The sequence below is a fragment of the Sinobaca sp. TMA16-18 genome (genome assembly GCF_059510535.1).
This window is the reverse complement of the sequence record NZ_JCAKFM010000009.1, coordinates 1-12,525: the sequence shown is the minus strand read 5'-3', so window position 1 is coordinate 12,525 and position 12,525 is coordinate 1. Positions and strand designations below refer to the sequence as shown.

Genomic DNA, 12,525 nt, shown 5'->3' with positions numbered 1-12,525 from the left:
TGGAGGTTTCAACTATGTTCAACTACAAAAGATCATCTATTTTTTTATTTATTTTAGTTTTCGGACTGGCAGGTTGCGGTCAGCAGGCACTAGAAATACGTTCTCCTCTTGAAGGTGATAACTATATTCGAAATAATATTGACGAAATGGAATGGAAAACTTTTTCCCAACTTATTTCACCAGAAAGTAATATAACAAAAGAAGATTTCAACCAACTAAAGACCATTTTAGATGAAAACCCTCAAACTAGATATATATTAAATGAAGATGAATTTTTTAGAATGACTCAGGACGGTGAGCTTTTATATTACTTACACTGGGGAGATAATAATACAAATGCTTACGAACTTCAATCACTTGAGTTTCCTGAATATTACTATTAACTCTTAAAGAACTTCTTCAAAAAGTGAAGAAGTTCTTATTTTTTATATTTTACTAACTCCTGAACTGCACTGCCATAAAAATAAAGTGGTCGGTCCAACATACTAAATTTCTTTAAAAATAATGCAGTTAATAATAAAAAGCCTAATGGCGTATTAAACATACGTTTAAATAATGGTCCTTTACTTTTAAATGTATTTAAATTTAATCTAGATTCAATACTCGGTTTTTTGTGATAAACTACTATTTTTGGAATATAACTAATTTTATATTTCTTCTTTTTCAGATGAAGAAGAAATATATTTTCTTCACCACTAGGATATTTTGTTCCTAATCCAAAATTCTCATCAAAGCATAAATCTTCTTTGTTCACATTAGCTAGTTTAATAAATATTTCTATAGATGACTTCTTAAAAATATCGCGAAATGGAATATTCTCGATTTCATTTTCAACATACGATTTATAATATTGATTTTTTTCTTGATCATAAATTTGGTAACAACTTATATCTGAAGTTTTTTTCATAAAAACCTCATGTACTGTTTCAAATGCTTCTTTCTTGTACCAGCAATCATCATCAGAAAAAGTTACTATATCTCCTTTCACGTAAGGAATTGCTTGGTTTCTAGCGTATGACAAGCCTTTTTTATTTAGCTTTATATGATATACATTTAGATTTGATTTACTTAACAATTGATTAATTGCTTCGTGGTTATCTTGAGAACAAACAATCACTTCAATATCTTTATATGTTTGATCTTCAATGCTGGATAGAAGTTTTTCAAAATCTAATGGTCTTGAACCTAACGTAGGAATAACAACACTTATCATAGGCAATTACTCCCCCTTCTCTTTATTATAAAACTTACTTTTTATTCTTGATTTCCCTTTTAACAGGAAAATTATAACACTATTTGGAACAAACAATGCTAATGATTTTTTATTAGGGTAGTTAATAAAACTTTTATAAGATAATGGTAGAGAAGCAATATAATTAGTCCTATGAGTTGCTCTAGCAAAATGCAAATACCTTGTAGAAATGAAATTACTTTTCAATTTGATAGGTAGTTTTTTCATTTCATTATCATATTTTTTAAAAATATATTCTACGGCAGTTTTATGTTTGCTGCTCTGCATACTTATTTGATTTGATGAAGATTCTGAAATAGTGTATCTAATATTATATTCTTCATCTGATTTAACATTAGTTAATTTACAACATCGTATCCATAAATCATAGTCTTGCATGGCTGGAAGTACCTCATCAAATCCTCCGGCCTTAAAAAAAATATTTTTTCTAAGAGCCACGCTAGAAGTAGTACCGATATAATTATCTTTAAATATTTCCGGATAAAGATATCCATTTTTTTTAGCGGATATTTTTCTTACTACTGTATTTCTATCAGAATCAAATACTACTTTTTTTCCGGTATATACTAGTCCTACATTAGGATTCTCATCAAAGATCTTTCTTTGATCACCTATCTTTTGAGGTTCCCATGAATCGTCATCATCTAAAAACATGATAATACTAGAAGTTGAAACATATGCTCCTAAGTTTCTCGCGTGACAAGCCCCTTTATCACCTTTTGTTTCTATTACTTTTAAAAGGATATTGTCAACAGAGTTAATTAAGGATTCCTTTAAACCATCTGTAAATACACTTCCATCGTTTACAATAATAACTTCATTTGGTATTTCTGTTTGATTATTAACGCTTTTTAAGGCTTCTCTTAAAGTATTGATTCTATTGTGAGTTGTAATAATAACAGATATAGCTAGCATTTGTTCACCGTGTTATTTATTGCTTTTACATATCTCGTTAAAATATTTTTCATATCTCTCAACCACTTCTTTTATTGTCATTTTATTTAAATGTTTATGTTTTTCATTTCTATTAACTACTAACGGCTTTTTAATCTCCAACAGTAAAGCATCTGCAAGGCTTAAAGGATTTTCTGGTTCTGCCAGTCTTCCATATTTTCCTCCTTTTAAAATTTCCGAAGGACCACACTCGCAGTTCGTTGCAACAACCGGGATATTCAAATAAAGACTTTCAGCAATAACATTCCCAAAACCTTCCCATTTAGAACTCATTACAAGAAGAAAAGAATTTAAAATATATGGATAAGGATTCTCTGATTCACCAAACAGCTCTACTTTATCCTCTAAGTCATGGTTTGATATATAATTTTTTAAATTTTGAACAATCTTTTCATTTCCTTTTCCCATGATTAATAACCTTGCTTTAGATTCAGCATGAGAAACTATATTGAACGCTTTTAAAAGGTTAGGATAATCTTTTGCTTCAAATATCCTCCCAACTGCAATGATTAATTTCACATCAGAATTATCAATCCATCTATGCTTCACTCCTACCTCAGCTTTTACTTGTATTTCTTCAGAAATAACTGGGTTATAAATAATTTTCATTTTACTATTATTTAAATTTAAATATTTCACTGCTTTTCTTCCAGTGCATTCAGAAACAGCAATATATCCTTCTGCCTTCTTAAATAATTTTTTCATTAAAAATGGATAAGCTTTTTGAAAAAAATGTCTTGTATTTTGATATGATTTTTCTAAATTTGTATGAAAAGATATAACATGCTTGGTACTAATTTGTTTATTTTTTAAAGCTTGTGAGGCTACAATATTGGCATTATCTAAGGCGGATAGTAGGATGTCAGGAGAATTTCTTAATAGATATTTCCTTAATGGTTTAACACTCATAAGAGTTTTCTTAGAATCTAAATTAATTATTTTTACTTTAGTATTAATTTTTCTAACTAGTGCCCCTCTTTTATTTACTAATATCAAATCAACTTGGTGTCCTTTAGAAGATAGCCCGTTTACTAACGAAGTTATTACTTTTTCAGCGCCCCCTACATTTAATTCTGGTATAAAAAAAGCTATATACAATTTAGGAGACCGCCTTTCTTCCAAGTTATTTTCTAGCAACATATCGTATAGCTATATTTCTTACGTTATAGATGTTTAATAATAAAGTCGCTGTAATAAAAATGAAACCTCCTAATATTAATTGAAACACGATCGACAAGACACCCAGATTTTCACGAAATGGCCATAAACAAAAAACCATGACAGTCGTTGCTGTAACTGTTTTTATAAAATCAAGTAAAGGAAAAGGTAAACGATGAATTTGAATATTAACTAGAATCCAACTAATAACAATTGATAATGCGTAAGCTATAACAGTCGAATAGGCAGCACCTATAATTCCAAATTCAGGTATAAAAATAAAATTCAAAATAACATTAACCACAGCTGCTATTCCTATTGGATACATTTGCAGCCTCGTTCTTTGTTTAATATGAAACATGACATCTACCGCATAAAATTTAAATCCTTTTAATAGGGCACCTACGACTATAATGGGAACTAGTGTCAATGCCTGTTCTCTAAAATCTTCACCAAGAATTAAGAAAACAACATTAGGAGCTACTGCTATAAAACCACCTGCTGCCGGTAAAGCAATTAAAAACAATAAACTCATATTATCTTTTACTTGTTCATAAGCCGCAAAATCTCCTTTTTCTTCCATCATCTTTATAGCAATAGGAAATGCGGCAAGATTAACAATCATCATTAAAGTGAAAATCGACTGTTCCGTTAAATCATAAGTAACAGAGTATATGCCTGTCTCACTACTCGATAATAAATACTGTATAATTAAACGATCTGAATTATGAATAATCACCCCAAGTAATAATGTAACTGTAAGAGGTGTACCATATTTAACAAAGATCTTCGTAATATCTTTATCAAATACGGATGGCTTTAAATGAACTTTCCAATATTTTAGTGTCGGAGGCAGCAAAGCAATCCAAAAACCAATCACTATCCCCATAACTAAACCTATTTCTCCCCATCCTACCATAATTAAAAGAGAGCCTATCATGAGACCTAAAATTGCTCTTGTGAAAGCTATGATTCCGTAAGCTTTTGGTTCTAACTTTGCACGCATTAATGAAAGGTTAAGATTATTCCAAGATTGTGTCCAAGACAACAATAGAATAAAAATAATGAAATATGCTGGTATATCAAAAACTGGCATGAAAAAGCTAGTTCCCGTCCCAATAATAAGAGTTACTAAAAGAAGTCCTATAAATGACAATTTAACTGTTTCCAAGAGATTTTCATTAGAGGCATACTTAGGATAAAAACGTAATAAACTTAACCTTAACCATTCAAATACAACAGAGTTCATCATTGCAGCTAATGCAACAATTGTTGCATATATTCCGTACTCAGCTGGGCTTAATAAAGAACTATACACAGCAATACTTAAAAAGCCAATTAGTGCAGGCCCTCCATGGGATAAAAAGTAGGCCGCTGCATGTTTCGAGAGCATTTATTTCTGTCTCCTTCACGGCTGACTTTACCTCTTACTACCGTTTTATTAATTGCACAATAGTAAAAATGAAATTTTTAGGATCTATGAAAACCCCGCTCAATGTCCAAGGTAATGCTTTAGCAGCTGTTTTTATTTTTTTTGCTTTAATAGCATTTAGAAATATTTGAGCATTGTGTCTTTGCCTTAATCTCTTATTTTGATCGATATCAGTTTTATATTTTTTATAAAATGCTAAGTTCCCCTCTAGTTTTTTTACGTAATTTTTAGATATGTTATCTGTATTATCTATTCTATACATGGTCAAACTAGAACTAATATAGTCTACTTTTACTCTTTTCGCTACTCTCACATATAGTTCTAAATCTTGATAAGAAGAAAAATTTTCATCTAGTCCGTTTAATTCTATTAGTAAAGATGTTTCAATTGCCACTACGCTGTATGTTCCTATCCAATTGGTATATAAAAGATCCTCTAGTACTTCTCCCTTAATTTTAGGTTTAGTAGTTTTTTTCTCTATCTCTTTTTGAAAATCATAGTATGTAAAAGCTGAATAAATTAATTTTGTATCATCATTTAATTTTATAATTTTTTGATAAAATTGTTCTAGTTTTTTTTCTAACCAAATATCATCGTCATCTAAAAAAGCAATCCATTTTCCTTTAGCAGCAAAAACACCTGTGTTTCTAGCGCCTCCTCCACCTTTTTTCCTTATGTTTTTAAGGTACTTTAGTCTTCTATCAGAAATGCTTTGAAGCATTTTTTCTGTTCCATCACTGGAATGATCATCTACTATTATGATTTCATAATCTTCAAATGTTTGAGCGAAAACACTATCTAACGCTTCCTTTAAGATTTCCATTCTATTATATGTTGGAATCACTATTGAAAAGAACGGTTTATTATTCATATTTTTGCCTCCTATGCTTTCAATCGCATTAATTGATTATACTACTCTATGGAGGATTTTTATAGAATTCTATAAAAATTCGTGAACAACACACCAATATAAATAAAAAAGCGAACAGGAAATTCACCTATTCGCACATATACTAACTAAATAACTTTATTTTAATTATATGATTCATTATACATTTTATTCATTTGTTTAAATTATTAGTGTAACTTTTAGAATTCTTTTAATAATTTAAAGTAACATTAGCCTCAATTGCACTTTGACCACCAATTGTGTATAACTCTCCAAAAGATGTTGAGTTATTTAAATTTTTTACAGGTGCAGGTGTCCATGTCTTTTCTGTTAATAAAAGTGGAGCATTTTCTTTAGCTGCTAAAACAGAACCTGTCAAAGCATCAGGGAAATTTTTCCCATTAACTAGATAACCTTTATTTTTAGGGATATTTAGTCGATTTACTATTTCAGCTGCCGTATGGTATCTCGTCTCTCCACTTACTCTATCAGCATTGGGCATCGAATTAAATACATTATTATTTATAACAGTGGTTCCTCCAATAACAGTGGTTTTTTTGTTACTTGTTAAAAGACTTTTAGTTGCTCCTGGTGTCCATGTAGATTCTGTGAGCAAGATAGGGATACCATTTCTCGCCGCATATGGTCCAATAGCTAAAGCATCAGCAAAACTTTGACCATTTGCTACTATATAGTGGTTTGAATTACCAATTTTTTCAGCTATTTTTTTTGCTGTGTCATATCTAGTATCTCCTGAAATTCTTTCTACGTTTACTGACAATCCCTTTATTGTATTTTCAACATTTGTAGAAACTGCTTGAGGCCCTCCTAAAATAATTACTTTTTCAGCACCTAGACGTTTTATTTCATTAATAGTCTGCGAAGGAATCCATGTTTTTGCTGTCAATAATATTGGTGCATTTTCTTTATATGCTAAAGGTGCTCCAGCTAGAGCGTCAGGGAAATCTTCACCAGTAGCGATAACTACCGTTTTAGCAGACATCCAACCTTCTTTAGAAACCTCTATAGCAGTATCGTATCTTGTGTCACCAGCCAGCCTTCTATTTTCAATATAGGAAGCTGGAATATACCCTGATTCTCCGTTTTGTTTTTTTACTTGATACCATCCATGATGAACATTGTTATTATTTTGATACTCTATATTTCTTTCAATGGTGACAACTTCTGAAGGGATAAGTGAACTCACTATATCTCCTCCTGGACTTCTTCTTATATTCACATTCGCTCTTACACTTACTACATCATTCTTATTGAAAAAATGCTTAGAACGAGTATAGGGTGCTTTAGTTGAATAAGTCATTTTAGACTTGAAGTTCATTAAATTAGGACTTAATGGATTAACATAATTAATATTTAAATCATTTATAGGAAACCTTTCTAGAGCTAGGCTTCCTTTATTATCGGACATATGATTAAATATTCTATCTTGATAAGGAAGCGAATTAAAAGCAGGATCATTAACTTTCGACATCCCATGGTATGCCATAATAGCAAAATACCAATTGTCAATTACATCTTTCGAACCGTCATTAACTACTGGAAGTATGTTTCCATTCCAATTCCACTTTTGCAGTAATACTTTAATACCCATATCTATGTTGTATTCAATATCGTTCATTAATTTTTCTTGGAAATTAGGATCATTTTCCTCTGGTAAACCAGAATGCCCTGGAGTTACTTGCATAATCCCTATCCCTTTTCCATCATAACCAATTAGTGGTGCTCCATTGTGGAACTGTCTCCATGTACTTTCTTGCCAGGCAATTGCTTTTACAATTTCCGGTGGGACTCCGTTTTCAATTGCTTTTTTAGAAATAATTTTATTTATTTCACTGGCGGAAGGGTTAGGTATATTTGCTGTACTTGAGAAAGTACTAATATTTCCACTATCATTTTTATAATTATTTTCGTATTCTTCTAACAATATTGTGTTTTCATCGACAAATGAGATATTGCTTTCTTTAAAATTCAATGTTTTGATTTTAATAGATGTGGGTTCTGCCATACTATCAGTTTCTTTATAAACAGCTTCTGATAATAGTACTTCACTGTTATTAATGATAATTTCTCCTTTTATCATACTCTCAGTTTCTAAAACTACGTCACTTCCACTCTCATCAATATGTATTACTTTGATTGATGAAATACTACCACTTCCATCTAATACTTCAGAAAAGATAAAGTATTTTTCATTTTGAAAACTTATGAGATGACCTTCTCCTATATAACCATTTTCTATGGTTATTACCTCTTCATCTTCCACATATAAGCTTCCGTTTGAATTTTCATTTTCAACTGCTATTTTTTTTATACTGGAAGTATTGAATTCACCAGATTTCTCAATATCAAACTCCTTTGATTCCAAAACATCTACTTCACTTTCAGCTTTTGCAATAGGTTGAAAGACAACCAAAGTTAGAAACATAACTGTTAAAATAATATAAATTTTTTTCATTATTTTCCCCTTTTCAATTAATTGAATTTTTATTTTCATAATAATTTTGATATATTTTTTTATCTATTAACCATTTTGTTTTAGAAGGAATTGCCATTTCTCCACCTAAAATTTGAAGTTGTTCTCCTTTATTACTATATGAATAATCTTCGAGATAACTATAAACACTTGATGGAATAAATGATTCATCTACCAAAATTAAAGATTTATTGGACTTTGCTGCTAATAAACCTCCAGAAAGTGCATCTGGATAATTTCTCCCTGTGGCTACCAGTACACCTTCTGATTTAGTATCGCTAAAATAATTATTTACAGCAATGGTAGTGTCATACCTTGTATTGCCATAAATTCTAGTAGAATTTGGTAACTCTTCAACTACTGATTCATCAATAGCATTTGGACCTCCAATAACGTGTACTTTATTAAATTGATATTTATTCAAAAAGTCTTTTGTACTTTGAGGAATACTATTTTTTTTAACAAAAACTATTGGAAGTTTTTTACGGGCTGCATAGGAAGAAACTGCCAATGCATCAGGGAAATTTTCACCTGAGACAACAATCACTTCACCTTTTTCTTTAGCAACGTATTCATTTATATTTGTGGCAGTACTATATCTATTATCTCCATGAAAGCGAATTGTATTAAAACCACTTTTCTCAATATCTTGTTCAATTTTACTGGGTAAAGCTGAATTTCCTCCTAAAATTATCACATCTGTTATATCTAATTCTTTTAAAGTATCTATAGTATTTTTGCTCAACCAATTTGGAAATGTTAATAGCAATGGAGCATCGATATTACTTGATAAAGAACTAGCTGCCAGACTATCTGCAAAAGATTTGTTACTAGCTAGAACTGCAAACCTCCCCTCTTTTTTTTCTAAAGTTGGATTTAATTCAGGCGTTACAGGTTGTAAATTATTAGTACGAATGTCGCTCCATCCCTCTATTGCAATTGCATTAGAAGTTTGAACAGAGGTTTTGCCATGTAACCTCTGATTATCATGATACACGTCAAGAAGATTCGCAGAATTCACTAAACCAAACTTTGTTTTATTGTTATTTCCTATATTTATATTAGAAGAATTTTCAATAACATATTCCATTTGTTGGGCTGAAAGGCTTTTGTTTTGTGATTTAAGCATTCCTGCCATGGAAGATACCATTGGCGCAGCCATGCTGGTTCCACTGGATTGAATGTATGGGGAAGACTGGCTGCAGTTTGTAAATGGAAACAAGGAACCCTTCGTACAAGTGCTCCAGGTGTTCGTGCCCGGAGCTGAAACGTCGACCCAGGATCCATAATTCGAATAACCAGCAATGTTGTTTGTTTTATCATCTACTGCCGCTACGGATAATACACCCTTATTTGCAGCCGGATAAAATTTGTTAGAAGAACTGTTGTTTCCCGCTGCTGCAATGACTAGTATGCCTTTGCTATTTGCTCTTGATATAGCTTCTTGAATAACTACCGATGAAGTAGGCCCTCCTAAACTTAAATTGATAATATCTGCCTTGTTATCAATAGCGTAGTGAATACCTCTTGCAATATTCATATTTGTAATATTAGTAGCTTCTCCTACTTTTATCGGCATAATTTTTGCATTTTTTACTAATGATGCAACGCCAACTCCATTATTAGTAGCTGCTCCTGCCGTGCCGGCTACATGAGTGCCATGACCGACTAAATCTTTAACATTTGTTGACTGGTCTACCACATTGAATGGCTTTACTACTGCTTTACTAATATCCGGATGAGTAATCTGCAGACCTGAATCAAGCACTGCTATTGTAGGCGTATATGCCGGCGTATAGTTCTTCCAGGATCCGTATCCGCCTATTTTTTCAAAGTTAATTTTCTGCTTTGAAAGAAGAGGATCATTGGGTAGTTTTGTATAGTCGTAGTAAATTTCTTCTTCGACAAATTTTATTTCTTCACTATTCTCGAAATCTTCCAGCGTTTCTTCATACTCTTCTTCTGGAACACTTACCGTTTCTACTCTTTGTTGTTCTACAGATTCAAGTCCTATCGATTCTTCTATTCCATGATCTTCATATTCTATGTAAATTTCTTTTTCTTCTGCGTCGGCTGCCGCTAGGAAAAAAAAGAAACTTGCCGTTAGTGCTGCGCTTATTTGCCAAGTTGTTTTTTTCAATAAATTACCACCCTTTTAAATACTGCCTTTATGATTATAAAAAAAGAGAGAAGCAGACAGCTTCTCTCTTTTCCTGCCTTTTATTTACTTCCGTAATACGTCTCAAGACCGTTTACAATCGCAATAGCAGATTTTTCTCTGAAATCATTTGTTTTTAACCTTTGTGCTTCAGCAGCGTTAGTTAGAAATCCTAATTCTACAAGAGCTGCAGGCATGTTTGTAAGACGAAGCACGGCAAAATTGTTGTTTTTTACACCGCGGTTTGTAGTGCTTAATTCTTCAATCAATTCTGTTTGAAGAGCAGTTGCAAGCTTTCTGCCTTCTGTACTTGTTGGATGATGGAACGTTTCTGTTCCACTTGCCGCAGCAGTGGCCGCGTTACCGTGAATGCTGATAAATGAAGATGCTTTTGCGTCATTTGCAATTCTGGCACGCTGACCAAGTTCGATAAATGTATCTGTCTTTCTTGTCATAATGACCGTTGCCCCAAGGTCTTTTAACCTTTTCTCGACACGAAGCGCTACATTTAAATTAAGTTCTTTTTCTTGAAGACCATTAGCTACTGCACCGGGATCATTTCCACCGTGCCCTGCATCAATAGCGATGACCTGGCCGGCTAAAATAGAAGGTTCCGGTTGCGGCTGCCCTCCAGTAAGGTTGACATAGTTTGCCGGAATAAACCCAGTAGAATTGTTGTACTTGATTTTAGCCCAACCATCTTTCAATTCGTATACTTCAATACCTTGGCCGTTTCTCACTGTACCAAGTATATCGGCGCTCCAATTCGCTACACTTCGAACATTAATCTCATAAGGAGAAGTAACAGTAGCTGAGGTTAACGAACTATCATTTGGAACTTCTTCATTTGATGAATCGCTGTTACTTGATGGAGAGATAGACATTTTTGAAAGTGCCCCATCTGAAATAGCTTGTGGTCCGCCTAAAACAAGGTTACCTTTATTAGAGTTTTTCACATAATTGATTGTTTCATTTCTCGGACTATCTGGATGAGTTAAGATAATAGGAGCATTTAACTTATTAGATAATCCTGCAGCAGCTACAGCATCTGGATAATCTTCAGACCCACTTTTTACAGAAGTTCCTCTAACAATTAAGTTGTGAGATCCTGATAAATTAGCGTATTTCGCTGCTTCGACACTAGTTTGATATCTTTCTGCTCCTTGAATCCTAGTTACATTTTTACCGCTATTTTTTAAATTTTGTTCAATAGAATTATTAATAGCATCTGGCCCACCAAATATAACAACATTCTTTACTGATGAAGGCAATTTAGAAGGCATCCAATTTTTCTGAGCCAAATATATAGGCATATTTTTGTTAGCAGCTACTCCTGATGCACTTAAAGCATCAGCTACTGTTTCACCGTTTACAACAATTGCAGTAGAAGCATTAGATAGTCCAGCTTCTTTATTTATAGCTTCAGCAGTACTATATCTAGTACTTCCTGCAACTCTTTTAACATTCAATCCTTGATTTTTAAAACTATTTTCTACACTAGTTCCAATTGCACTAGTACCGCCTAATAAATACACTTCTTTTGCACCGAGTCTCTTAATTTCATTTGTGACTCTTGAATCAATACTTCCATTTTTAGTAAGTAATATAGGAGCCCCTGTTTTGGCTACTAATCCTGCTGAAGCCAGTGCATCCGCCGGGTGATCGGCTCTGGCGATAATGACGCTGTTGCTCTTATCCCAACCGTGTTTAGAAAGCTCAATTGCCGTACCAATACGGTCTGAACCGCTAAGCCGTTGATCCTGGGCGAAGCTCTGCATTGGAACGAGAATGAACAGAATGAGAGCAACAAGAACTGGAAGGAAAATCTTTAAACGGTTTCTTATCATACTTTTCTCCATTTCTTATGTATAGTCTGCTTCATAAGTATTATAGAAATAGCTGGAATGTAGAGTATATGTACTAATAAATGATACAAATGAAACAGCTACTATGAAGATATAACTATTTTAAACTAATTCATAGTCCTACATTCCAAAGATAGGTATAAACTACTAATACTTTAAATCTATTAATATTCCAATAAACAAAAAAAACCACCTTTTACTGAACTGACCTAGCGAAATGAGACACTAATAAAACACCTTCTTAGGCTGCCTTTCTCCCATATTCCATGGGAGAAAGGTAGTCTAATTTTTGTTGAATTCGTTCTTCGTTATAATGATGTAGA

General features: G+C 32.6%; 9 protein-coding genes. 1 reads left to right on the top strand and 8 read right to left on the bottom strand.

What is annotated here, in order from left to right; all coding sequences use genetic code 11:
• Positions 1 to 14 precede the first annotated feature (14 nt).
• Positions 15 to 383, top strand: a complete 369-nt coding sequence (locus tag AC5W14_RS14335) for a hypothetical protein (RefSeq protein WP_496194856.1) — start codon at positions 15 to 17, stop codon at positions 381 to 383.
• Positions 384 to 418: 35 nt separating this feature from the next.
• Here the strand turns inward: AC5W14_RS14335 and AC5W14_RS14330 are convergent, their stop codons facing one another.
• From AC5W14_RS14330 to AC5W14_RS14295, 8 genes are all read right to left on the bottom strand, one after another.
• Positions 419 to 1,213 carry a glycosyltransferase family A protein gene (locus AC5W14_RS14330; RefSeq protein WP_496194855.1) on the bottom strand — a complete coding sequence of 265 codons (795 nt, stop codon included), beginning with the start codon at positions 1,211 to 1,213 and terminating at the stop codon, positions 419 to 421.
• Between the two features lie 6 nt (positions 1,214 to 1,219).
• Complete coding sequence (locus AC5W14_RS14325; protein ID WP_496194854.1) at positions 1,220 to 2,167, bottom strand: glycosyltransferase family 2 protein; 948 nt, start codon at positions 2,165 to 2,167, stop codon at positions 1,220 to 1,222.
• 12 nt (positions 2,168 to 2,179) lie between these two features.
• Positions 2,180 to 3,346 carry a glycosyltransferase gene (locus AC5W14_RS14320; RefSeq protein ID WP_496194853.1) on the bottom strand — a complete coding sequence of 389 codons (1,167 nt, stop codon included), beginning with the start codon at positions 3,344 to 3,346 and terminating at the stop codon, positions 2,180 to 2,182.
• Complete coding sequence (locus AC5W14_RS14315) at positions 3,330 to 4,757, bottom strand: oligosaccharide flippase family protein (protein WP_496194852.1); 1,428 nt, start codon at positions 4,755 to 4,757, stop codon at positions 3,330 to 3,332. Before AC5W14_RS14315 ends, AC5W14_RS14320 begins: the two co-directional genes overlap by 17 nt.
• A gap of 37 nt (positions 4,758 to 4,794) precedes the next feature.
• On the bottom strand, positions 4,795 to 5,667 hold the full coding sequence (locus AC5W14_RS14310; RefSeq protein ID WP_496194851.1) for a glycosyltransferase family 2 protein: 873 nt from the start codon (positions 5,665 to 5,667) through the stop codon (positions 4,795 to 4,797).
• A gap of 229 nt (positions 5,668 to 5,896) precedes the next feature.
• The gene (locus AC5W14_RS14305) at positions 5,897 to 8,200 is read right to left on the bottom strand and encodes a cell wall-binding repeat-containing protein (protein ID WP_496194850.1); all 2,304 of its coding nucleotides are present in this window, start codon (positions 8,198 to 8,200) and stop codon (positions 5,897 to 5,899) included.
• A complete protein-coding gene (locus AC5W14_RS14300; RefSeq protein ID WP_496194849.1) occupies positions 8,175 to 10,319 on the bottom strand; it encodes a S8 family serine peptidase in 2,145 nt (714 codons plus the stop codon). The genes AC5W14_RS14305 and AC5W14_RS14300 overlap by 26 nt, the downstream gene beginning before the upstream one ends.
• A gap of 80 nt (positions 10,320 to 10,399) precedes the next feature.
• Positions 10,400 to 12,184 carry an N-acetylmuramoyl-L-alanine amidase gene (locus tag AC5W14_RS14295; protein WP_496194848.1) on the bottom strand — a complete coding sequence of 595 codons (1,785 nt, stop codon included), beginning with the start codon at positions 12,182 to 12,184 and terminating at the stop codon, positions 10,400 to 10,402.
• Positions 12,185 to 12,525 lie beyond the last annotated feature (341 nt).